Source organism: Pseudomonas sp. GW821-FHT07B01, from assembly GCF_059419065.1.
Genome location: NZ_JBWKRA010000011.1, coordinates 1 through 23,567, shown reverse-complemented (window position 1 = coordinate 23,567; position 23,567 = coordinate 1). Strand labels below are relative to the sequence as shown.

At 61.4% G+C, this 23,567-nt stretch carries 19 protein-coding genes and 1 riboswitch; of the genes, 7 read left to right on the top strand and 12 right to left on the bottom strand.

Translation table 11 applies throughout. The features are described from left to right. The first annotated feature begins 23 nt into the window (after positions 1-23). Positions 24-1,055, top strand: coding sequence for a small ribosomal subunit biogenesis GTPase RsgA (gene rsgA / locus AC07S6_RS14050; RefSeq protein ID WP_003188044.1), 1,032 nt, complete (start codon positions 24-26; stop codon positions 1,053-1,055). A gap of 57 nt (positions 1,056-1,112) precedes the next feature. Here rsgA and motB read toward each other — a convergent pair whose 3' ends face one another. Then, positions 1,113-2,132, bottom strand: coding sequence for a flagellar motor protein MotB (gene motB / locus AC07S6_RS14045; RefSeq protein WP_014716660.1), 1,020 nt, complete (start codon positions 2,130-2,132; stop codon positions 1,113-1,115). 3 nt (positions 2,133-2,135) lie between these two features. Next, positions 2,136-2,987 (bottom strand): flagellar motor stator protein MotA, encoded by an 852-nt coding sequence (motA, locus tag AC07S6_RS14040; protein ID WP_003188041.1) that lies wholly within the window; start codon positions 2,985-2,987, stop codon positions 2,136-2,138. 166 nt (positions 2,988-3,153) lie between these two features. Between motA and AC07S6_RS14035 the strand changes: the two genes are divergently transcribed. The 3 genes from AC07S6_RS14035 to asd are packed head-to-tail and all read left to right on the top strand — an operon-like array spanning position 3,154 to position 6,438. Then, a complete protein-coding gene (locus tag AC07S6_RS14035; protein WP_130175227.1) occupies positions 3,154-4,689 on the top strand; it encodes an HDOD domain-containing protein in 1,536 nt (511 codons plus the stop codon). A 57-nt stretch (positions 4,690-4,746) separates the two neighbouring features. Beyond that, positions 4,747-5,562 carry a rhodanese-like domain-containing protein gene (locus tag AC07S6_RS14030; RefSeq protein ID WP_323557735.1) on the top strand — a complete coding sequence of 272 codons (816 nt, stop codon included), beginning with the start codon at positions 4,747-4,749 and terminating at the stop codon, positions 5,560-5,562. 15 nt (positions 5,563-5,577) lie between these two features. Continuing rightward, positions 5,578-6,438, top strand: a complete 861-nt coding sequence (gene asd / locus AC07S6_RS14025; RefSeq protein WP_020301635.1) for an archaetidylserine decarboxylase — start codon at positions 5,578-5,580, stop codon at positions 6,436-6,438. A 140-nt stretch (positions 6,439-6,578) separates the two neighbouring features. Here asd and serB read toward each other — a convergent pair whose 3' ends face one another. Beyond that, on the bottom strand, positions 6,579-7,793 hold the full coding sequence (serB, locus tag AC07S6_RS14020) for a phosphoserine phosphatase SerB (RefSeq protein ID WP_003188034.1): 1,215 nt from the start codon (positions 7,791-7,793) through the stop codon (positions 6,579-6,581). 133 nt (positions 7,794-7,926) lie between these two features. Here serB and AC07S6_RS14015 point away from each other — a divergent pair, with 133 nt between their 5' ends. Then, positions 7,927-9,459 (top strand): HAMP domain-containing protein, encoded by a 1,533-nt coding sequence (locus AC07S6_RS14015; RefSeq protein WP_014716655.1) that lies wholly within the window; start codon positions 7,927-7,929, stop codon positions 9,457-9,459. Positions 9,460-9,681: 222 nt separating this feature from the next. Here the strand turns inward: AC07S6_RS14015 and AC07S6_RS14010 are convergent, their stop codons facing one another. The 8 genes from AC07S6_RS14010 to AC07S6_RS13975 form a co-directional block, all read right to left on the bottom strand. After that, positions 9,682-10,395, bottom strand: coding sequence for a PqiC family protein (locus AC07S6_RS14010; RefSeq protein ID WP_032873461.1), 714 nt, complete (start codon positions 10,393-10,395; stop codon positions 9,682-9,684). A 173-nt stretch (positions 10,396-10,568) separates the two neighbouring features. Continuing rightward, complete coding sequence (parC, locus tag AC07S6_RS14005) at positions 10,569-12,833, bottom strand: DNA topoisomerase IV subunit A (RefSeq protein ID WP_020301636.1); 2,265 nt, start codon at positions 12,831-12,833, stop codon at positions 10,569-10,571. A 70-nt stretch (positions 12,834-12,903) separates the two neighbouring features. Next, the gene (locus AC07S6_RS14000; RefSeq protein WP_495112497.1) at positions 12,904-13,899 is read right to left on the bottom strand and encodes an esterase-like activity of phytase family protein; all 996 of its coding nucleotides are present in this window, start codon (positions 13,897-13,899) and stop codon (positions 12,904-12,906) included. Then, on the bottom strand, positions 13,899-15,803 hold the full coding sequence (parE, locus tag AC07S6_RS13995) for a DNA topoisomerase IV subunit B (protein ID WP_003188026.1): 1,905 nt from the start codon (positions 15,801-15,803) through the stop codon (positions 13,899-13,901). The genes AC07S6_RS14000 and parE overlap by 1 nt, the downstream gene beginning before the upstream one ends. Before the next feature lie 46 nt (positions 15,804-15,849). Continuing rightward, positions 15,850-16,458: a YqiA/YcfP family alpha/beta fold hydrolase gene (locus AC07S6_RS13990; RefSeq protein ID WP_014716651.1), complete on the bottom strand. Its 609-nt coding sequence runs from the start codon at positions 16,456-16,458 to the stop codon at positions 15,850-15,852. 178 nt (positions 16,459-16,636) lie between these two features. After that, positions 16,637-17,449 (bottom strand): 3',5'-cyclic-AMP phosphodiesterase, encoded by an 813-nt coding sequence (cpdA, locus tag AC07S6_RS13985; protein WP_072434855.1) that lies wholly within the window; start codon positions 17,447-17,449, stop codon positions 16,637-16,639. A 97-nt stretch (positions 17,450-17,546) separates the two neighbouring features. Further along, on the bottom strand, positions 17,547-17,996 hold the full coding sequence (locus AC07S6_RS13980; RefSeq protein ID WP_003188022.1) for a DUF1249 domain-containing protein: 450 nt from the start codon (positions 17,994-17,996) through the stop codon (positions 17,547-17,549). Further along, positions 17,987-18,604, bottom strand: coding sequence for an NUDIX domain-containing protein (locus tag AC07S6_RS13975; RefSeq protein ID WP_032893869.1), 618 nt, complete (start codon positions 18,602-18,604; stop codon positions 17,987-17,989). Before AC07S6_RS13975 ends, AC07S6_RS13980 begins: the two co-directional genes overlap by 10 nt. Positions 18,605-18,797: 193 nt before the next feature. Between AC07S6_RS13975 and AC07S6_RS13970 the strand changes: the two genes are divergently transcribed. After that, positions 18,798-19,544 carry an RsiV family protein gene (locus tag AC07S6_RS13970; RefSeq protein WP_495112496.1) on the top strand — a complete coding sequence of 249 codons (747 nt, stop codon included), beginning with the start codon at positions 18,798-18,800 and terminating at the stop codon, positions 19,542-19,544. 168 nt (positions 19,545-19,712) lie between these two features. On the opposite strand, the gene thiC is transcribed toward AC07S6_RS13970, so the two are convergent. Beyond that, positions 19,713-21,602, bottom strand: a complete 1,890-nt coding sequence (gene thiC / locus AC07S6_RS13965; protein WP_034125634.1) for a phosphomethylpyrimidine synthase ThiC — start codon at positions 21,600-21,602, stop codon at positions 19,713-19,715. A gap of 149 nt (positions 21,603-21,751) precedes the next feature. After that, positions 21,752-21,857, bottom strand: a riboswitch (TPP riboswitch). Positions 21,858-22,053: 196 nt separating this feature from the next. Here thiC and AC07S6_RS13960 point away from each other — a divergent pair. Next, positions 22,054-23,493, top strand: coding sequence for a TolC family outer membrane protein (locus AC07S6_RS13960; RefSeq protein WP_495112495.1), 1,440 nt, complete (start codon positions 22,054-22,056; stop codon positions 23,491-23,493). Positions 23,494-23,567 lie beyond the last annotated feature (74 nt).

Genomic DNA, 23,567 nt, shown 5'->3' with positions numbered 1-23,567 from the left:
TGCATTATCGACACGGAACACCAATGGCCAAACGCCAGCTCAACCGTCGCCAAAACTGGCGCATCGAAAAGATTCAAGGTGAACGCGCCGCCCGCGCCGCCAAACGTGAATCCTCCGCCGTGGAAGCGCTCGAGGGCGGCGACCTGGGGCCCGAACAAACCGGCTTGGTGATCGCGCACTTTGGTGTGCAGGTCGAAGTCGAGGCGCTCGAAGGCGAACTCGCGGGCCAGGTGTTCCGTTGCCACTTGCGCGCCAACCTGCCCGCGCTGGTCACCGGCGACAAGGTGGTGTGGCGTGCCGGCAACCAGGGCATCGGCGTCATCGTCGCCCAGTTGCCGCGCAGTACCGAGCTGCGCCGCCCCGACAGCCGTGGGCAGCTCAAGCCGGTGGCGGCCAACGTCGACATGATCGTGATCGTGTTCGCGCCGCTGCCCGAGCCCCATGCCAACCTGATCGACCGTTACCTGGTCGCGGCCGAGCATGCTGGCATCCGCCCGTTGCTGCTGCTGAACAAATTCGACCTGATCGACGAGCAGAACGCCCCGGCGCTCAATGCGCTGCTGGCGGTCTATCGCACCCTGGGCTACCCGGTGCTGGAAGTGTCGGCTCACCACGGCAACGGCATGGAACAGCTGCAACAGCAGTTGGACGGGCGGATCAGCGTGTTCGTCGGCCAGTCAGGCGTGGGCAAGTCGTCGCTGGTCAACAGCCTGTTGCCGGAAGTCGAAACCCGCGTGGGCCCGCTGTCGGAACTGTCCGGCCAGGGCACCCACACCACCACCACCGCGCGGTTGTTCCACTTCCCGGGCGGCGGCGAGTTGATCGACTCACCGGGTATCCGTGAATTCGGCTTGGGCCACGTCAGCCGCAGCGATGTGGAAGCGGGCTTCATCGAGTTCAACGACCTGATCGGCACCTGCCGCTTCCGCGACTGCAAACACGACCGCGAGCCGGGTTGTGCGTTGCTCAAGGCACTGGAAGATGGGCGCGTGCAGCAGCAGCGGATGAACAGCTATCGGTCGATTATTGCGAGCTTGCCTGAGAGCAGTTATTGAGCCACTCAGCGAGATACAACAAGGCCGCGATCATCGCGGCCTTGTTGTATCTGGAGCTTACGACCCCGGTGCAGGCGCCGTAGGATCCTTGACGCCCCCGTCATCAAACAGGTTCAGCTTCTGGCGCAGCTCATGGGCTGGCAGCGGTTCCTGCTCCGGAGGCAGCGCGTTCGGGTCGGCCGGCACTTCGCCTGGCGCACCGTCGCCCTGGGTCGGTGCCGGTAGCGGTGGTTGATCGCCCTCAATCGCACGCTGGGCTTTTTTGGTCAGCACCACGATGTCGATACGGCGGTTGACTGGGTTGTACGGGTCTTTGGGATCAAACAGCTGCGAGGAGGCAAAGCCCACCACCCGCGCCACTTGCGGGTCCGGGTAGCTGCCGGCCACTAGCGCACGCCGGGCAGCATTGGCGCGGTTGGCCGAGAGTTCCCAGTTGCCGAAATCACCCTGGCCCGCGTAGGGCTTGGCGTCGGTGTGCCCGCTGATGCTGATCTTGTTGGGCACCGCCTTGATGGTGTCAGCCATGGCCAGCAGGATGTCTTCAAAGTACGGCTTCAAGCGCGCACTGCCCGAGTCGAACATCGGCCGGTTGGCGGCATCGGTAATCTGGATGCGCAGCCCCTCGGGGGTGATCTCGAAGGAAATCTGGTCCTTGAACTTCAGCAACTGTGGGTTTTCTTCAACCTTGTTCTGCAATTCCTGCAGCAACAGTTCCAGTCGCTCCTGTTCGACCTGCTCGGCCATGGATTCGACAGTGTCGCGCTCGATCGGGATTTTTTCCTGAGGCGATTCAGTTTGCACTTCCGGGTTGATGGTGCGCTCGGGCGCCAGTTCCGGCGAGCCGCCCAGGTCAATGACAAACGGCGTACCGCTTTCCGAAAAGCCAATCGGGTCTTTGAAGTAGCCGGCGATGGCGATTTTCTGTTCTGGCGTAGCGGTGGACATCAGCCACAACACCAGGAAGAACGCCATCATCGCCGTGGCAAAGTCGGCGAAGGCAATTTTCCAGGCGCCGCCATGGTGCCCCGCAGCGAAGCGCTTGACGCGCTTGATGATGATCGGCTGGTTGTTTTCCATGGCTTAGCGACCGCGAACCGCTTGTTCCAGCTCGGAGAAGCTTGGGCGATGTTTCGGGTACAGCACCTTGCGCCCGAACTCCACAGCCAGCGACGGCGGCATGCCCGAGGCCGATGCCACCAGGCACGCCTTGATCGCTTCGTAGAGGTTGATTTCTTCCTTGGCATCGTGGGCCAGGGAGGTGGCGAGCGGCCCGAAGAAACCATAGGCGGCGAGAATACCGAAGAAGGTCCCCACCAGCGCCGCACCTACGTGCATGCCGATGGCCGCCTGATCGCCTTCGCCCAGGGACGCCATGGTCACCACGATACCCAGTACCGCCGCGACAATACCGAAACCGGGCATGCCGTCGGCGATGCCGGTCACGGCGTGGGAAGGATGCTCCAGCTCTTCCTTGAGGCTGAACAACTCCATGTCGAACAGGCCTTCCAGCTCGTGGGGCGCCATGTTGCCGGAGGACATGATGCGCAGGTAATCACAGATATACGCGGTCATGCGCTCGTCTTTGAGCACGGCCGGGTACTTGGCAAAAATCGGGCTGGCCGCGGCGTCTTCGATATCGCCTTCGATCGCCATCATGCCTTCGCGGCGGCTTTTGTTGAGGATCTCGTAGATCAGCCCCAGCACTTCCAGATAAAACGTGTGGGAGAAGCGCGAGCTGAACATGCCCAGGGACTTCTTGACCACGTGCATGGTCATATAGCCTGGGTTGGCCTGCAAAAATGCGCCGAACGCGGCACCGCCGATAATCAGCACTTCGAAAGGCTGGATCAGTGCGGCGATTTTACCGTGGGAGAGGACGTACCCTCCGAGCACACTTGCGATGACGACAATGATGCCGATAATTTTAGCCATAGGAGAGGGGTACTTGCGCCGTCGGGTTCATGGACATATTGGGTGCAGCAGAAAACTCTTGTTCTACTTATCGGCAAAACTGCGCCAGACTATAGCCCGTTAAGGCGAAAAGCCAATTCGGCCCGTTCCGGGCGTGTTGAACGCAAGTGATGATCGCGCCCCAATCATGGCAATTGAAACGACAACCCCAACAAACCGCCCCACTACCCTCGCCGCTTGGATCAAGTGCCTGGACGACGTGCTGCTGCCCGTGCCCCAGGCCAGCCATGAACGCGTGTGCAAAGCTATTCGCGATAGCCGCAGTTCATTGCGAGATATTGCTGAGTTGATGCAAAACAGTCCGGCCCTGGTGCTGAGTGTGATGCGCGAAGCCAACAGCCAAGCCCACGGCAGCCTGGCCGAACCTGCGGAAAACCTTGAAGTCGCACTTAACCGTCTTGGCCTCAAACGTGCCGAAGAGCTGTTGGCGCGCCTGCCTTCGGTACCCGCCCAGGAAATCCCCGTAGCCTTGCGTCAGCTGTTGCTGATCAGCCAGCACGCATCCCAGCAAGCTAACGGTTTGTTCGGCAGTCGCCTGGCGCGGTTGTGGCAGGACATCCACTGGGGCAGCCTGCTGTTTTTGTCGCCACTGTGGCCGATGGCCGTCGCCTACCCCAAGCTTTTGGAAGAGTGGGAGTTGCGGGTGATCCATAAAGGCCAATCGGCACGCCAGGTCGAGCAACAGCTGTTCGGCGTGCGCTTGCTCGACCTGTGCCTGGGCCTGACCGAAGCCTGGCACCTGCCGATCTGGGTTTCACAGGGCTACAAGTTGCTGTTGGCCGAGCAACGCCTGCTGGTCAAGGCGCTGCACATTGCCCGTCAAGACGATGCCCTGCGTCACCAGCAATTGCTCGATGCCGAGCCCAACCTGCGACGCTGGCTGAACCAGCCGGCCAATACCGTGTTGCTGGCCAATGGCCTGGCGATGTCGGCCCAGGAATCCTGGACCTGCCCGCACACAGAGCGCTGGCAATACCTGACGGCGCTGTACCTGCAAACGCCATTGAGCGATGTGCAACAGCAAGCCCACCAGCAAGCGGTGACCAGCGCGCGTACCACCTTGATGCCCGACCTCTGGCACCCGGCGCTATCGCTGATATGGCCGTGGCATGTGCAGAAAGTCCATCGCGGCTTGCTGCCTGCACCACCGCCCACGGCCGAAGCCTTGGCCGTGTGGCGCACGCGCTGCACCGAGTTGCTGGTGGAGCCGAGCCGCTTTGCCAACGCCATGCACCTGACCACTTGCGCCAAGGAAGCCCTGGTCGCCAGTGGCATGCAGCGGGTACTGATATTCATGGCAGATCGCGCCTTGAGCACCTTGCGTGTACACCAGGCCGACGGCCTGCCCAAGGACGCGGCTCACCTAAGTCTGGATGTGGTGAACAGCACACTGCTGCAACGCCTGCTGGAAAAGTCCGCCCAGGTACGCCTGAACCCCGACAACCATGCGCAGTTTTCCGCATTGCTGCCACCGATCCTGCGTCGTCTGTTTATTGGCGAGCATCTGCTACTGCGCTCACTGAGCTGCAACGGCCGTGTGGTCATGCTGATCGTGGCGGACCAGGGCGGCGGGCCGTTCTCGGAAACCACCGTGCAAGCGTTCGGCAAAACCGCCCAATGCATCGAGAAAGCCCTGCACAGCTTTACCAACCGCAGCGCCTGATGCTTGCGCTACAATCACCGGCCTTTATCGCCAACATTTGTGCCCAGGAGACCTCACATGCCTGACTTCTCTGGCTTGCCGCTGGTGATCGAATCCGCCGACCTGTTGGGTCGCCTCGATTCCAAGCACTTGATACTGGTAGACCTCACCAGTGTCGCCCGCTACGCCGAAGGGCATATCCCCGGCGCGCATTTCGTTGACCCCAAGCGCACCCAACTGGGACAGCCACCGGCACCCGGCCTGCTACCAAGCAAGGCCGACCTGGAAAAACTGTTCGGCGAACTGGGCCACACCCCGGACGCCACCTATGTGGTCTACGACGACGAAGGCGGCGGTTGGGCCGGGCGTTTTATCTGGATGCTCGACGTGATCGGCCACCAGAAATATCACTACCTCGACGGCGGCCTGCTGGCTTGGCTGGAGGAAGGGCACCCGCTTTCCACCGATGTGCCCGCAGCAGCCGGCGGCCCGGTCAGCCTTACGCTGCACGACGGCCCTACCGCCACCCGTGAATACCTGCAAAGCCGTCTCGGCGCGGCCGACCTGGGGATCTGGGACGCTCGTGGCCCGCTGGAGTATTCCGGCGAGAAAGTGCTCGCAGCCAAGGGCGGCCACATTCCCGGCGCGGTGAACTTCGAATGGACTGCCGGCATGGACAAGGCGCGCAACCTGCGTATCCGCCGTGACATGCCGCAAATCCTCGAAGACCTCGGGCTGACCAAAGACAAAGAAATCATCACCCACTGCCAGACTCACCACCGCTCTGGCTTCACCTACCTGGTGGCCAAGGCGCTCGGTTATCCGCGAGTCAAAGGTTATGCCGGTTCCTGGGGCGAATGGGGCAATCACCCCGACACCCCCGTTGAGATTTAAGGTTTAAGGACAGTTATGAAAAAGCAGTTGTTTATCCTCAGCCAGTACTTGCTGCCGCACCACTTGCTGTCGCGCCTGGCCGGTTGTATCGCCGAGTGCCGCGTGCGCTGGTTCAAGAACGCCTTCACTGCCTGGTTCGCCAAGCGCTACCAGGTGGACATGTCCCAGGCCCTGGTGGAAGACCTGACCGCCTACGAGCACTTCAACGCCTTCTTCACCCGTGCGTTGAAAGACGGCGCCCGCCCGTTGGATCCAACCCCTGGCGCAGTCCTGAGCCCCGCCGATGGCGCGGTCAGCCAGCTAGGCCCGATCGAACATGGCCGTATCTTCCAGGCCAAGGGCCACAGCTTCAGCGTGCTGGAACTGCTCGGTGGCGATGCGGCAATGGCTGCGCCGTTCATGGGCGGCGAGTTCGCGACAATTTACCTGTCGCCCAAGGACTACCACCGGGTGCACATGCCACTGGCCGGTACCCTGCGCGAGATGGTGTATGTGCCAGGGCGGATTTTCTCGGTCAACCAGACCACCGCCGAAAACGTGCCGGAACTGTTCGCCCGTAACGAGCGCGTTGTCTGCTTGTTCGACACCGAACGCGGCCCGATGGCCGTGGTGTTGGTAGGTGCGATGATCGTTGCGTCGATTGAAACCGTGTGGGCCGGTTTGGTAACGCCGCCGAAACGCGAGCTGAAAACCTTCCGCTACGACGAAGCGGCCCGCGCGCCGATTCATCTGGAGAAGGGTGCGGAACTGGGTCGTTTCAAACTGGGCTCCACTGCCATCGTGCTGTTCGGGCCGGACCAGGTGAAGTGGGCTGAAGAACTGGCAGCGGGTACGCCGGTGCAGATGGGCCAGGGTATCGCCGCAGCTAAAGCCTGACATTGCTGGTGAGATTGATCGTTCCCACGCTCCGCGTGGGAATGCAGCCCGAGGCGCTCTGCGCCCAAAGCGTGACGCAGAGCGTCACTGGAGGCGTTCCCACGCGGAGCGTGGGAATGATCAGTGACAGTGAGATCGGCTTATAGCTGACCGTCGCGGTCACGCAAGCCCAGCAGATACAGCACGCCATCCAGCCCCAGTGTCGAAATCGCCTGCTTGGCCGACTGCTTGACCAACGGTTTGGCACGGAACGCCACGCCCAACCCGGCAATCGCCAGCATCGGCAAGTCATTGGCGCCGTCGCCGACCGCAATGGTCTGCTCCAGACGCAAGCCTTCCTTATGGGCCAATTCCTTGAGCAGGTCGGCCTTGCGCTGGGCGTCGACAATCGGCTCCACCGCGACGCCAGTCACTTTGCCATCCACCACTTCCAGCTCGTTGGCGAATACATAGTCAATGCCCAGCTTGGCCTGCAACTGCTTGGCGAAGTACGTGAAGCCGCCGGACAGGATGGCGGTCTTGTAGCCCAGTCGCTTGAGTTCGGCGAACAGGGTTTCGGCGCCTTCAGTCAGGCGCAGCGACGCGCCGATCGAGTCCAGCACGCCCACGTCCAAGCCTTTGAGCAGCGCCAGACGCTCCTTGAAGCTGGCACGAAAATCCAGCTCGCCGGCCATCGCGCGCTCAGTAATCTCAGAAACTTGCTCGCCCACACCGGCCGCCTTGGCCAGCTCGTCGATGACTTCGGCTTCGATCAAGGTGGAGTCCATGTCGAACACCGCCAAGCGGCGGTTGCGACGGAACAGGGAGTCTTCCTGGAAGGCGATATCGACATTCAGTTCCTGGGCCACGCTCAGGAAGTCGGCGCGCAGCGCTTGCGCGTCAGCCGGTTCACCGCGCACGGAGAACTCGATGCAGCCCTTGCCTTTGTCAGCCGGGGTGTCCAATGGCATGCGACCCGACAGACGGTCAATATGGTCGATATTCAATCCGTATTGCGCGGTGATCGAACTGACGCGCTGCAGCTGCTCAGCCGTTACCTTGCGGGTCAACAGGGTGACGATATGGCGCTTTTTACCCTGGCCTTCGACCCAGTGCTGGTAGTCAGCTTCGGACACCGGGGTGAAACGTACCTGTTGATCAAGCTTATACGCCGTAAACAGGATGTCCTTGAGTACCGAGGAGGCCTGTTCGGTACTGGGGATCTCCACCAGGATGCCGAACGACAAGGTGTCGTGGATCACTGCCTGGCCGATGTCGAGAATGTTCACACCACCCTGGGCCAGGACGCCGGTAATGGCTGCGGTGAGACCCGGTCGGTCTTCACCCGTGATGTTGATCAGGACAATTTCGCGCAAAGCGCACCCCCAGGCTGGAAAAAAACCGCATTCTACCCACTTTCAGTGACCATCGGGCACAGGCAGCGCTTTGCCGGCCAGGGGCCTGTCGCTATACTGCGCGTCAACTTCACGGACCAAGAGCCGAGCGCAAGTGAACCGGCCCACGCCAGTAAAAACCGATAACTTCTTCCTGCTGATCTTCCGGGCACTGCGCCATCGCCGTGTACCGATTGCATTGCGCATCGCCAGCCATAACGTGATCCTGGTCGCTCTGGCCCTGGTGATCTACGCCTGCGTGATGGGTTTGCAGTTCAAGCAGGCCATGCACGAGCAAGCTGACGCCCTGGGCGCGAGCCTGACAACCCAGACTGCCACTTCGGCGACTGAGTTGCTGGTGTCCAACGACATCCTCAGCCTCAACGTATTGCTCAACAACCTGACCAAGAACCCGCTGGTGGCCCACGCCGCCATCTATAGCGTGGACAACCGGATCATGGCCGAGGCCGGGCAGCGCCCGAAAAACGGCCTGCTCGGTGAGGCCGAAGGCCTGTATCAGAGCAATATCACGTTCCAGGACGTGAAGGCCGGCCAACTGCGTATCAGCCTTGATATGCAACAGTTCCAGCAGCCGATGACCATCAGCCTGCAAAGCATGGGCATCCTGAGCGCGATCCTGCTGGCCTTGGCCCTGGCCTTGAGCCTGCGCCTGGGCCGGCATATCTCCACGCCGTTGATGCAACTGCGCATCTGGCTGCGGGATATCGACGAACACACTCCGGCCACCGATCGCCAGGACGAAATCGGCGACCTCGCGCGCCAGCTCCACACCAGCTTTGCCCCGGAGCCGAAAGCGCCTGAAGTCGAGCCCGAGCCTGAGTACGACGACACCGAGGACTACAACGACGAGCCTGAGTTTGAAGTGCGCGACCTGCGCGACCCAGGCTTCGACGAAAGCGCCCCGGTGGCCGGCCTCAAGCCTGCGCCGCGCCATGTGATCAAGGCCGAGGAAGACGAGCTGGACGACGAAGACCCGTTCGCCGACCTGCGCGACACCTCGGCAGCCGCCCCAGTCGCTGCGCCCAAACCGGTTGCGGTCAAGAACGCCGAGCCACAGCACAGTGCTGTACTCGCCGTGCAACTGGGTGCCCAGGAGCAACTGCGCCGCCTGCCCCGCGCCCGCCTGACCGAACTGCTCGAACGCTACCGTGACTGCCTCGACCAGGCCGCTTCGCTCTACCAGAGCGAACTGCACACCCTGAACGATGGCAGCACGCTGATGCTGTTCCACAGCGAAGACAGCGGCGAGGACTACCTGACCAATGCCATCTGCTGCGGCGAGCTGTTGCGCGCCCTGGGCCATGCCCTGCAGATCGAAGTAGCCGACAGCGGCATTACCCTGCAACTGCAGCTGGGTCTAACCGTGGGTGACGACCTGTTTGGCATCAGCCAGATCGACCTGCTGCTGACCGAAATCGCCCAGGATGCTCTGGCCTTGTCCCAGCACAGCCGTAACCTCCTGCTGGTGGAGCGCAAGATCAGCGAAGACACGCTGATCCGCCAACGCGCACGTATCCGCCCGATTGCCAGCCCTGAAGGGGCCAGTTGTGTGGAGCGGTTGATGGAGCCGTATCCGTCGATGCTGGAGCGTCAGTTGGCGCGGATGCATGAGACCCGTAAGCCCTGAGGCATAGCGTTATACCTACTGTGGAGCTGGGCTTATGTGGGAGCGGGCTTGCTCGCGAAGGCGGCGTGTCACTCAGCTGATGCGCCCCTGACACACCTGATTCGCGAGCAAGCTCGCTCACACACAAGCCCGCCCCCCATTTGGGTTGTGGTGCAGCTTAAATCGCAGCCCAACAAAAAGGCCCGCTTATTCAGCGGGCCTTTTGTTTGTGCGCCATTCAGATCAGAATCTGAACACTTCCAAGTCCGTACGAATCGGCGTGGCCATCGGCATCTTCGGTTTTTCCGGGGCCGCAGGCTTGGCCTGGGCGGGGGCCTGCTTACGCGGCTGCGCTTCGGCAATCGGCGGCTGGTTGGCCAATGGTTTGAGCGCCACCGACAACTGCTGTGCCAAGTGCTGCAACAGCACACCCTGAGCCTGGACCTGGGACGCAGTGGTGCCGGCGTGCTCTTCCTGCAGATGCACAATGCGGTTGTCCCGCACCTGCCCGCGACGGTCGATCAGGCGCCACTGTGCATCCAGGATCGCCGGTTGCGACTTGCCGGAATCCAGCCGCGTAATGGTCAGCAACACCTGTACATCCGGGGTGAACCCGGAGGGTCCCGGTGCCAGGACCACACGCTGGCTGTCCAGCTGGCCGGCGACCTGACGCAACATCAACTGGTTGATATCCGACGACAGGCTACCGGCCCAACGACCATCTGTGGAACCTTGCAGGCTGCCGTCGTTCTGACGTTGAAGCAGGGTTTCGCGTTGCAGGTAATCGGCAACGACTACCGGCCCCAGCAATACGGCCATGCCAGCGGTTTGGGCTGGCTGAGCCGGACTTCCGCTGTCCAGCTGGTACAGCGACACCGGTTGATGTGTGCTGCAACCCGCCAACCCCAAAAGGCCAGCGAGCATCAAAAATAGAGGAAGGCGTGGAGCAGTCATCATCCCATCCAAGTGGCTGCCACAAGGCGAACCACAATGTAATACTAAAAATAACCTGAACACGCTCGGCCACGCCGGCGCTGGAAAGGCCATATCATCCGTGAATATGCGCCATGACTCCAGCGCGAAAGCATCGATCTACGCGTTAAATCGTAGATCGAGGCCTCTAGTACCGCTTAAACCGGCGTTTCGACCAGCAAGGCATCCACTCGCTGGAAGCCTCGTGGCAGTTTGTTACCTCGCCGGCCACGCTCACCCTTGTAGTGTTCAAGGTCGTCAGGGCGCAATGACAACGTGCGCTTGCCGGCCTGGAGCACCAGGGTAGAACCTTCCGGGACCACGGCGATGTCAGTCACATACTCCTCGCGACTGGCCACCCGGTCACCGGGAATCCCGATTATCTTGTTGCCTTTACCCTTGCCCAGCTGCGGCAAGTCGCTGATCTTGAACACCAGCAAGCGCCCTTCGGTGGTCACCGACGCCAGCCAGTTACTCTCCCGATCCTCCACCGGCCTTGGCAGGATCACCTTGGCATTGTTCGGCAGGCTCAACAGCGCCTTGCCCGCCTTGTTCTTGGCCTGCAGGTCTTCACCCTTGACCACGAAACCGTAACCGGCGTCGGAGGCGATGACATACAGCGAATCATCGTCCGGCAACAGCACGCACTCGAAATTCGCCCCCGGTGGCGGCGTGAGGCGCCCGGTCAACGGCTCGCCCTGCCCCCGTGCAGACGGCAGGGTGTGGGCCGGCACCGAATAACTGCGCCCGGTCGAGTCGATAAACACCGCGAATTGATTGGAACGTCCGGCGGCAGCGGTCTTGAAGCCATCACCGGCTTTGTACGAAAGGCCGGTGGCGTCAATATCATGCCCTTTGGCGGAGCGAACCCAACCCTTTTCCGACAGAACGACGGTAATTTTCTCGTTGGGCAACAGCTCGGTTTCGGTCAGCGCCTTGGCTTCAGCGCGCTCGACGATAGGCGAGCGACGGTCATCGCCATAGGTTTCGGCGTCTTTGATCAGTTCGCTGCGCACCAGCTTCTTGAGCTTGGCTTCGCTGCCCAGCAGGGCTTGCAGCTTGGCTTGTTCCTTGAGCAGTGCATCCTGCTCGTCGCGCAGCTTCATTTCTTCCAGGCGTGCCAACTGGCGCAAGCGGGTGTCTAGAATGTAGTCCGCCTGGATTTCGCTCAGCTCGAAACGCGCGATCAGCTCGGCTTTCGGATGCTCGGCGGTACGGATGATATGGATCACTTCATCCAGGTTGAGGTAGGCGATCAGCAAGCCGTCCAACAGATGCAAGCGGCGCTCGACCTTGTCGAGGCGAAATTGCAGGCGGCGACGCACGGTTTGTACGCGGAACTCCAGCCATTCCACCAGCAGATTGCGCAGGTTCTTCAACTGCGGCTTGCCGTCCAGGCCGATGATGTTGACGTTGACCCGGTAGCTGGACTCCAGGTCGGTGCTGGCGAACAAGTGCTGCATCAGCACTTCGTGATCCACCCGGCTGTTAGTCGGGATGATCACGATGCGGCATGGGTTCTCATGGTCGGACTCGTCACGCAGGTCGGCCACTTGCGGCAATTTCGACGGCTTGGCCTGCATCAACGCGGCGATCTGCTCCAGCACCTTGGCACCCGATACCTGGTGCGGCAGCGCGGTCACAATAATGTCGCCGTCCTCGATGTGGTACACCGCGCGCATACGCACCGAGCCCTTGCCCGTTTCGTACATCTTCAGCAGGTCCGCGCGCGGCGTGATGATTTCTGCTTCGGTCGGGTAATCCGGGCCCTGGATATGCTCGCAGAGCTGCTCGACCGTAGCTTTGGGCTCATCCAGCAAGCGCACGCAGGCAGTGGCGACTTCGCGCAGGTTGTGCGGCGGCACATCGGTGGCCATGCCGACCGCAATACCGGTGGTGCCGTTGAGCAGGATATTCGGCAAACGCGCCGGCAACACCAGGGGTTCGTCGAGGGTGCCGTCAAAGTTCGGCCCCCAGTCGGCAGTGCCCTGGCCCAGCTCGCTGAGCAGCACTTCGGAATAACGCGACAGCCGCGCCTCGGTGTAACGCATGGCGGCGAAGGATTTGGGGTCATCCGGTGCACCCCAGTTACCCTGGCCGTCCACCAGGGTATAGCGGTAGCTGAACGGCTGGGCCATCAGCACCATGGCTTCATAGCACGCCGAGTCGCCGTGGGGGTGGAATTTACCCAGCACGTCACCGACGGTACGCGCCGATTTCTTGTGCTTGGAATCGGCGTCCAGGCCCAACTCACTCATGGCGTAGATGATGCGCCGTTGCACGGGCTTCAGGCCGTCGCCGATATGCGGCAAGGCACGGTCCATGATCACGTACATGGAGTAGTTGAGATAGGCATTTTCGGTGAATTCAGCCAGCGACCGGCGCTCTACGCCATCTAAGCTGTCTGCGAGGATGTCACTCATGCGGGCCTCATCATGGGGTAAGGCGCAGCGGAACTGCCGCTGCGCTGATTCAATTCAAAAAAATCTCGACTCATGGCTGGGCACTCCAGCCGCCATCCGGAGCGGCAAAACGATAGACCATCGGACGTTTTTCACCATCGGCACGCGGGCCGAAATTGTTGTCGATCCCGACCCAGGCACCGTCGGCATCCACCAACAGGGCTTCAGCCAGGCCATACGACTGTGGGTAACGTCGCTGCGGCGTCAGGGCTTCGTCGGCAAACGACCAGCACAGCTCAACCTTGGCCGTGAGCGGGTCGCGCCGGCAGATCTGGAACGCATTGCGCTCCAGGGTAAACAGCTTGCCGTTGAACAGCGACAAGTCGGCAAAGTCCTTGGACACGGCCTTGGCGTTGGGGAACTGCGCCGGTTGCACTTCCTGGCCGGCCTCGCTCAACAATACACAACGGCCATCGCAATCCCATACGCTCTGCCCACGCTTGATCGAGACCAGGCCACGGCGTTCGCGCTCGGCAGCCAGCCAGATCTGATTGCCTTCAGGGTTTACCGCCAGGCCTTCGAACAAGGCATTAAAGTGCAGCAACATGCCACTAGCCCTGGCTTCACGCACCATGCCCGGTGCGATTTTCAACCACTCCGGGGCGCCCGTTGCGGGTACCTGCAACACCGCGGCATGGGCTTCGCTGACAATGTAGCGGTTGCCTGCGGCATCACAGCTGATGCCTTCAAAGTCCAGGTCACCGCCGCGTATGAACGAAGCGGCCTTGGTGCGCGAACGCAAGCCCCAAGGCAGGCCGGACTCGGGCACGGGCGGCACGTCGATCGTCAGCGCTTGCGCGCTCCAGGTCGGCGCACGGGTATCCAGGCGGTAGATCTGGTCGTCATCGCGGTCCGAAACCGTCCACAGCTCGTTGCCACACAACGCCAGGCCCGACAGGTTCCCACCGCGCATGCCGTCAACCGGGTGTTCCGAGACCAGCTTGAGCTCTGCCACGCTGGCTGCGGCCGCCTGGGTGACCGCTAGCCCGCTCAACATCAGGATCGCCAGGGCGAAGCCTGTGCGCATCAGCCCAGTACCTCGGCCAGGTTGCCTTTGGATTCAAGCCAGGTCTTGCGGTCGCCAGCGCGTTTCTTCGCCAGCAGCATGTCCATCATTTCCGAGGTGGCGGCGAAGTCTTCCAGGGTCAACTGCACCAGGCGCCGGGTGTTCGGGTCCATGGTGGTTTCGCGCAGTTGCGGCGGGTTCATTTCACCCAGGCCCTTGAATCGCGTGACCTGTGGCTTGCCGCGTTTCTTCTCGGCCACCAGGCGGTCAAGGATGCCATCGCGCTCGGCTTCGTCCAGGGCGTAGAAGATTTCCTTGCCCAGGTCGATGCGGTACAGCGGCGGCATGGCGACGTAGACGTGACCGGCATCCACCAACGGGCGGAAATGCTGGACGAACAACGCGCACAGCAAGGTAGCAATGTGCAGGCCGTCCGAGTCGGCGTCGGCGAGGATACAGATCTTGCCGTAGCGCAGCTGGCTCATGTCTGCCGCGCCCGGATCGACGCCGATGGCGACCGCGATGTTATGCACTTCCTGGCTGGCGAGCACTTCGCTGCCATCGACTTCCCAGGTGTTGAGGATCTTGCCGCGCAACGGCAGGATCGCCTGGAACTCCTTGTCCCGCGCTTGCTTGGCGGAACCGCCGGCGGAGTCACCTTCCACCAGGAACAGCTCGGAACGCATCGGGTCTTGCCCGGCGCAATCGGCCAGTTTGCCCGGCAGTGCCGGGCCCTGGGTGATGCGCTTGCGCTCGACCTTTTTGCTCGCCTTCAAGCGCCGGCCGGCGTTGTTGATCGCCAGCTCCGCCAGGGCCAGGCCCAGTTCCGGATGCTCGTTGAGCCACAGGCTGAAGGCGTCCTTGACCACGCCAGAGACAAACGCCGCTGCCTCGCGGGACGACAGGCGCTCCTTGGTCTGCCCGGAGAATTGCGGTTCCTGCATCTTCATCGACAGCACGAACGCGATGCGCTCCCACACGTCTTCCGGCGCCAGTTTGACGCCGCGCGGCAACAGGCTGCGGTATTCGCAGAACTCACGCATGGCATCCAGCAAGCCTTGGCGCAAACCGTTGACGTGGGTGCCGCCCTGGGCCGTGGGGATCAGGTTGACGTAGCTTTCCTGCACGCTGTCGCCACCTTCGGGCAACCACAGCAGCGCCCAGTCCACCGCTTCTTTATTACCCGACAGGCTGCCGCAGAACGGCTCGTTGGGCAGGCGCTCGAAGTCGCTGACCGAGTCTTCCAGGTAAGAGCGCAGGCCGTCTTCGTAGTGCCATTCGACCTTCTCGCCGGTGCCTTTGTCTTCAAAGCTGACCAGCAGCCCCGGGCACAACACAGCCTTGGCCTTGAGCACGTGCTTGAGGCGGCTGATGGAGAATTTGGGCGAATCGAAATACTTGGGGTCCGGCGCAAAGTACACGCTGGTGCCGGTGTTGCGCTTGCCCACGGTGCCGATCACTTCCAGGTCGGTGGCTTTGTAGCCATCGGCGAAAGTCATCTGGTACTCGTTGCCATCGCGCTTGACCTTGACCCGCACCAGGGTCGACAGCGCGTTGACCACGGAAATACCCACGCCGTGCAAACCGCCGGAGAACTGGTAGTTCTTGTTGGAGAACTTGCCGCCGGCATGCAGCTTGGTAAGGATCAGCTCGACGCCCGGCACACCCTCTTCGGGGTGAATGTCCACCGGCATGCCACGACCGTCGTCGGACACTTCCAGGGAATGGTCGGCGTGAAGGATGACTTGCACCGACTTGGCGTGCCCGGCCAAGGCTTCGTCGACGCTGTTGTCGATGACTTCCTGGGCAAGGTGGTTCGGCCGACTGGTGTCGGTGTACATGCCGGGGCGTTTGCGCACCGGGTCGAGGCCCGAGAGGACTTCGATGGCGTCGGCGTTATAAGAGCTAGCGCTGGGAGTGGCCATGGGGTCTCGTCGTGAGTCGTTCGATTAAAAAGTGACCTGCGATTTTCTACAGTGACGAAAAATCGAAGGATTGAAACTGATCTGCGCCAATGCCGGCAAAGCACAACAGTGCCGGCAATTGCTGGGCGAACCCCTGGTAACCATGGTCGCCACCGGCCTGGATGCGCAAGGCGCAGGCCCGGTAATACTGTTGGGCCAGGCGATAATCCAGGGTTTCGTCCCCGGTCTGCAACCACACCTGATAACGCGCGGCATCCTGGGGCGCCGGTACTTCCAGCTCGGCCAAGGCCGTGACGTGGTCCTGTGTCAACTCCCAGGTCTCATCGGTGTAGAGGTTCTTCTGGGTGCCCAGGTAACCGTCGAACATCCGATGGGGACTGACCGCCGGGTTGACCAGCAACGCCTTGAGACCATGGCGTTCGGCAAGATGGGTTGCATAGTAGCCGCCGAGTGAGCTGCCGACCAGCAGTGGCCGGCCCAGTTGCGCAATCGCTTGCTCCAATTGAAGAATTGCCTGACGAGGGTGGTGATGCAGCGCCGGTACGCGTAACTGGTCGGACAGGCCGAGGGTGCCCATCACGGTGGTCAACTGGCTGGCCTTGTTGGAAGCCGGCGCACTGTTGAAGCCGTGGATATACAGGATCGAAGCGGACATGCCGGGCTCTCCGTGCTGGGGCCAAAGAGGCGCAGTTTACAGGGAATGCAGGCAGAAGCGGACCCAATGTAGGAGCTGGCTTGCCTGCGATGGCGGCGATTGAGTCAACGAGCCAGCGCCAGGTACACCGTCATCGCAGGCAAGCCAGCTCCCACCTTTTGCTCAGTGTTTGCAGGCCTTAATAGCCGTTGCTGCCGTAATCGACCGTAAAAGCGAAGCCTTTGACCCGCTCCACCCCCGTTTCCAACCGTCCGTCGCCATGCAAGCGCAACCAGCGATAACCCGGTGCCTGCTCGCTGACCTGGAAATCCTCACTCCCTGGCGCAAACTGGATACAGGTGGACGGCGAAGCCAGCAGTCGCACACCGTTGCGCTCGCCGTCGATTTCCTGATGCACATGGCCCCAAAGCAATGCCTTTGTCTGCGGGAAGCGCTCAAGCACGGCAAACAGCGCCTCGGGGTTGCGCAGGCCAATCGGCTCCATCCATGCACTGCCGATGGGCACCGGATGATGGTGGAAACACACCAGGTGATGGCGATCCGGCGCTTCGCTCAAGGCCTGCGCCAGCCGTTGCAGTTGCTCGTCTTGCAAGTAACCCGGCACCGACCCGGGTACCGCCGAATCCAGCAGGGTGATACGCCAGTTGCCGATATCCACCACCGGTTCGAGCAAATCACTGTGCATGGCAGCCTGGGCCATGACCTGCGGTTCGTCGTGGTTGCCGGGAATCCAGCGCGCCGGGGCGCCAAGGGGAGCGGTCAAATCGCGAAACTGTTGATAGGACGCCAGCGTGCCGTCCTGGGACAAGTCGCCGGTCGCCAGTATCAGGTCGATGGCCGGCTGTTGCGCACGCACCAGCTCGACCACCCGCTGCAGGCTTTCACGGGTGTTCATGCCCAGCAGCGTGGCGTCAGCGTCGGCAAACAGATGGCTGTCGGACAACTGCACCAGCAACACGGCATCAGGATTCACGGCGGATACGCTCGGCAAGGCGCTCTCCCTGGCAACTACAGGAATGGACATTTGGCGCGATTATGCTGGGGCAGGACACAAAGAGGAAACCCAAGGAAGCAGACGCAGTTCACCTCTACCGCACCACTTCAAACTCATGGCCCAAGGCCAGGCAGTGGCTGAGCCATTCACCGAGGAACACATTGAGCTGTGCTTTCTCATCGGGCTGGTGCATGAACACATTCGGGTAAGGATAGATGCTGCGAAAGCGTCGTGCGTGCTCGGCGCTGATCACTTCGGCCATACGGGCGTCGTGGTAGACCTGTACTTCCAGTTGCGGCACCGGCAACCACGGCAGGCTGTGTTCCTGGCGCACCCGCAGGGTGGTGGTGTACGGGCAGGTGAGAATGACTTCCAGGGTCAGCACGCCGAGCATCTGGTCGCCATGGGTGACAGCAATGCGCCGCGCCTGGGGGGCGTGGCGCATGTCCGGGAGCAGGCGCATCAGCCGCGCATAGTTGGCCTCGCAGGCCGCTTGCAGCCCGATCAGGTCTACTCGATAACGTTCCCGTGCCTTTACTGCCATAACCCCCTCACTTCCGCGCGATTAAGCGCAAGCCATTGCAGGGCGATAATGCTGGCTGCGTTGGAAATCTTGCCATCGCGCACTGCCTGCAAGGCATCTTCGAAGGCCCAGGCGGTGACGCGGATATCTTCTGCTTCTTCTTCCAATCCATGGACGCCACCCGCGCCCGAGCTGTCGCAACGGCCCAGGTACAGGTGGACAAATTCGGTGCTGCCGCCCGGCGATGGAAAATACTTGGTGATCGGCCATAGCGCGGAGAATGTCAGCCCAGCTTCCTCCTCGGCCTCGCGGTGTGCAACCTCCTCGGGTTGCTCATCCTTGTCAATCAGGCCGGCGACCATCTCCACCAGCCAGGGGTTATCGGCGCGGCCCATGGCGCCGACGCGGAACTGTTCGATCAGCACCACCTCATCGCGCAGCGGGTCATAGGGCAGCACGCATACGGCGTCATGACGCACGAACACCTCGCGGTTGATCACCCGGCTCATGCCGCCGTCGAATTTTTCGTGGCGCAGTTGCACGCGATCGAGCTTGTAGAAGCCTTTATAGGCATTGTCACGCTGAACAATCTCGATTTTGTTCGGCGTCGACTTCGCGATGTCCGTCATGGTGTCCCTCGTTAAGCTCGTGCAATGGGCGCCATCCTAACGCGCCGACGCCCGTTGATGCAGCCCCTTTGCGGTTGCCGGGAGAGGCGGCGAGCGTCAAACTCACTGCAATCAGTTTAGTGGCGAACTGGCGGCCACGTTGGCAGTCCAAGCGCTACTCTTTTCGCTTTCCATCGATTTACGAAGGACACACATGTCGCTTTTAAAAATCGCCTCCGTGGCCTGTATTGCCTTGACCCTGGGTGCTTGCCAGAGCCTGTTCCAACCGGCCTATCTCAAGCCGCTGGACGTTACCACCGACAAATCCGAGCAGATCAAGCCCGGCTGTGACAGCCCGGCCTGCCCGCTGGTGAACATCGACACCGTGCATTTCCCCACCGAGCCACAACTCGACAGCCTGGTGGAACAGCGTTTGCTGCAAATGACCCGCACCACGCCTGACGCCAGCGTCCCGGCGAGCCTGAACGCCTACCGGAACACCTTCCTGCGTGAGTCGCCGGACCGCCATGGCATGTACTTGCAAGCCAAGGTACGTGACCAGCATGACGGACTGGTGATCGTTGAAGTGTCCAGTTACCTGGACACCGGCGTCGCCCACGGCGAGCCAGGCCGTGGGTTTATCAACTATTCACGGATTCTGCATAAGGAACTGACCCTGGCCGACATGCTGTTGCCCGGCCAGGAGCAGGCCTTCTGGAATACCGCTAAAGTTGCCCACAACAGCTGGTTGATCAGCACCAAGATGGATCGCGATCCGGAGTTCGTGAAGAGCTGGCCGTTCCAGAAAACCCCGAACGTGGCCCTGACCAGCGGCGGCGTGGTGCTCAAGTACAACGTCAGCACCATCGCCCCTTACGCACAGGGGCTGATCGAAATCACCCTGCCCTATACGCGCCTAACCGGCGTGATCAAGCCTGAGCTGGTGCCGGCACGCCGCTGATCGGTTGTTATTGCAGGGAGAGATTGGGTGTTTGTCAGATCGCTATCGCGGGCAAGCCCGACTCCCACAGGGGACCGGCTGTGAACACAAAATCTGTGTCCACTTAGGCCAACTGTGGGAGCCGGGCTTGCCCGCGATGACGGCGGTGCAGGCACCGCCGCCTATGGATCAGACCTTTTTGTAGAGCTGGCTACCTTCCTGTTTGAACCGCTCAGCCTGCTCGGCCAAGCCCTTGGCCACGTCCACATCCACCGCATCGATGCGCTGGTTGGCCGCGTACTCACGCACCTCATGGGTGACCTTCATCGAGCAGAATTTAGGCCCACACATGGAGCAGAAATGCGCGACCTTGGCAGATTCCTTGGGCAACGTCTCGTCGTGGAATGCCCGTGCGGTATCCGGGTCCAGGCCGAGGTTGAACTGGTCTTCCCAGCGGAATTCGAAGCGCGCCTTGCTCAGGGCGTTATCGCGAATCTGCGCGCCAGGGTGGCCTTTGGCAAGGTCGGCCGCGTGGGCCGCGATCTTGTAGGTGATGATCCCGGTCTTCACGTCATCCTTGTTCGGCAGGCCCAAGTGCTCCTTGGGGGTGACGTAGCAGAGCATGGCGCAACCGAACCAGCCGATCATCGCCGCGCCAATGCCTGAGGTGATGTGGTCGTAGCCCGGCGCAATATCAGTGGTCAGCGGGCCGAGGGTGTAGAACGGCGCCTCGTCGCAGCACTCCAACTGCTTGTCCATGTTCTCTTTGATCAGTTGCATCGGCACATGGCCGGGGCCTTCGATCATGGTTTGTACGTCGTGCTTCCAGGCGATCTTGGTCAGCTCGCCCAGAGTCTCCAGTTCACCGAATTGCGCAGCGTCGTTGGCATCGGCCACCGACCCCGGACGCAGACCATCCCCCAGGGAGAAGCTGACGTCATAGGCCTTCATGATTTCGCAGATCTCTTCGAAGTGCGTGTAGGCGAAGTTTTCCTTGTGATGGGCCAAGCACCACTTGGCCATGATCGCGCCGCCACGGCTGACAATGCCGGTGACGCGATTGGCGGTCAGCGGCACGTAGCGCAGCAATACGCCGGCGTGAATGGTGAAGTAGTCCACGCCTTGCTCGGCCTGTTCGATCAGGGTGTCGCGGAACAGCTCCCAGGTCAGGTCTTCGGCAACACCGTCGACTTTTTCCAGGGCCTGGTAGATAGGCACGGTGCCGATCGGCACGGGCGAGTTACGGATGATCCACTCGCGGGTTTCATGGATATGTTTGCCGGTGGACAGGTCCATGATGTTGTCCGAGCCCCAGCGAATGCCCCAGGTCATCTTCGCCACTTCTTCTTCAATGGACGAACCCAAGGCGCTGTTGCCGATGTTGCCGTTGATCTTCACCAGGAAGTTACGGCCGATAATCATCGGCTCCAGCTCAGTGTGGTTGATGTTGGCCGGGATGATTGCGCGGCCGCGGGCGATTTCTTCGCGCACGAACTCGGGCGTGATGATTTTCGGAATACTGGCGCCGAAGCTGTGCCCGGCATGTTGTTGCTTAAGCAGGCCGCTGGCGCGGGCTTCCTCAAGCTTCATGTTTTCGCGGATGGCCACGTATTCCATTTCTGGCGTGATGATGCCTTTGCGCGCGTAGTGCATCTGGCTGACGTTGGCGCCGGCCTTGGCCCGACGCGGGTTTTGCAGGTGGGCAAAGCGCAGGTAGGCCAGGTCGGGGTTATCCAGACGTTCCTGGCCGTAGCGTGAGCTCAAGCAGGCCAGCCGCTCGGTGTCACCACGCTCTTCGATCCACGGCGAGCGCACATCGGCCAAGCCTTTGCGCACGTCGATGATGACATTGGGGTCGGTATAGGGGCCGGAGGTATCGTAGACCACTACAGGGGCGTTGATTTCGCCACCAAACTCAGTGGGCGTCACGTCCAGGCTGATCTCGCGCATCGGCACGCGAATATCCGGGCGGGAGCCCTGCACGTAGATTTTTTGCGAGCGGGTAAACGGCTGCACGGAGCCGGAGTCGACCTTGGCCGATTCACTCAGGTGCACGGTATTTTTTAGTTTTGTACTCATCACGGGCTCTCCAACTTATCCAGGCGGTGGATTTTTGTCGGAGCGAACCTGTGACGGACGGACGCACTGTAACCAGTGCTGTGCTTGGCGCACGAGGGCTGTTCGATTGTCGAACAACATCCCGGACGAAGCACAAGAGGACTCGCCGGGTGACGAGAAATCTTGTTCCCTACGCAGGCGCTAACCTGATCAGGTTCAACGGGATCCGGTATTTACCGATCTCAGCCTTCCAACAAGGCACCCCGACAAGAACGCGGCCAGTCTAGACCATGGCGTGGGCAAATTGCCAATAGCGGTGCATTCAGCGTGATGAATGGCGCGATCGTGGGATTGTTGTGCGCAGGTCCGGCCACTACACTCGGGCACTGCTTCAAGGCTTGACGCCAGGAATGGCCAGCCTTAGCCTTGAGCGCTAAATTATAGTCGTAATATTAAAATTAGGGATCGCCTCATGCTGCGCAAACTCTCACTGGCTGTTGCCGTGTCTTGTGCGACCAACGGACTGGTCTGGGCAGCTGAAGCGCCCTTGTCCGCCAATACCGACCTGGTCAGCGTCTATCAGGAAGCGGCGCACAACAACGCCGACCTGGCCGCTGCCCGTGCGCAGTACGGCGCGCAAAAAGAAGTGGTGCCCCAGGCCCGCGCAGGTTTGCTGCCGAATCTGTCGGCCGGTGCCGATAGCAATAACGTGCGCACCCAGATCGATCAACCGGCCGCCACGGCCAACCGCGACGCCCACTCCTGGCGCGCCACCCTGAGCCAGCCGCTGTTTCGCGCCGACCGCTGGTTCCAGCTGCAAGCCGCCCAAGCGGTCAACGAGCAAGCCTCGCTGCAACTGTCGGCCTCCGAGCAGAACCTGATTTTGCAAAGTGCCGAGAGCTACTTCGCCGTGCTGCGCGCCCAGGACAACCTGGCGTCGACCAAAGCCGAAGAAAATGCCTTCAAGCGCCAGCTCGACCAGTCCAACGAACGCTTCGATGTGGGCCTGTCGGACAAGACCGATGTGCTGCAATCCCAGGCCAGCTACGACACTGCCCGGGCCAACCGCATCCTGGCCCAGCGTCAGGTGGACGACGCTTTCGAAGCGCTGATCACCCTGACCAACCGCCAATACAATTCGATCCAGGGCATCGTTCATACGCTGCCGGTGCTGCCGCCGGCGCCGAACGACGCCAAGGCCTGGGTCGAAACCGCCGGGCGCCAGAATCTCAACCTGCTCGCCAGCAATTACGCGGTAACCGCCGCCGAAGAAACCCTTCGGCAGCGCAAGGCCGGCCACTTGCCGACCCTCGATGCGGTTGCGCAATACGAAAAAGGCGACAACGACGCCCTGGGTTTCAGCAACCCGAATCAGTTGCCCATCCCGTACGGTGGCGATGTGTCGCAACGCACCGTCGGCCTGCGCTTGAACATCCCGATCTATAGCGGCGGCCTCACCAGCTCGCAAGTGCGCGAATCCTATTCGCGCCTCGATCAGACCGAGCAACAACGTGAAGGCCTGCGCCGCCAAGTGGTGGAAAACACCCGCAATCTGCACCGTGCAGTCAACACCGATGTGGAGCAGGTGCAAGCGCGCCGCCAGTCGATCATCTCCAACCAGAGCGCAGTGGAAGCCACGGAAATCGGCTATCAGGTGGGCACGCGCAACATCGTCGACGTGCTGGACTCACAGCGCCAGCTGTACGCGTCGGTGCGCAACTACAACAACAGCCGCTACGACTACATCCTCGACAGCCTGCGCTTGAAGCAGGCGGCCGGCACGCTCAACCCGGGGGATTTGCAGGATCTGGCGCGCTATCTCAAGGCTGACTACAACCCGGACAAAGACTTCCTGCCGCCGGACCTGGCCAAAGCCGCTGCCGAACAGCTCAAGGCCCGCCCCGGCTATTAAAATGTGGGAGCTGGCTTGCCTGCGATGCAGACACCTCGGTACATCAGGTACACCGAGGTGATGCTATCGCAGGC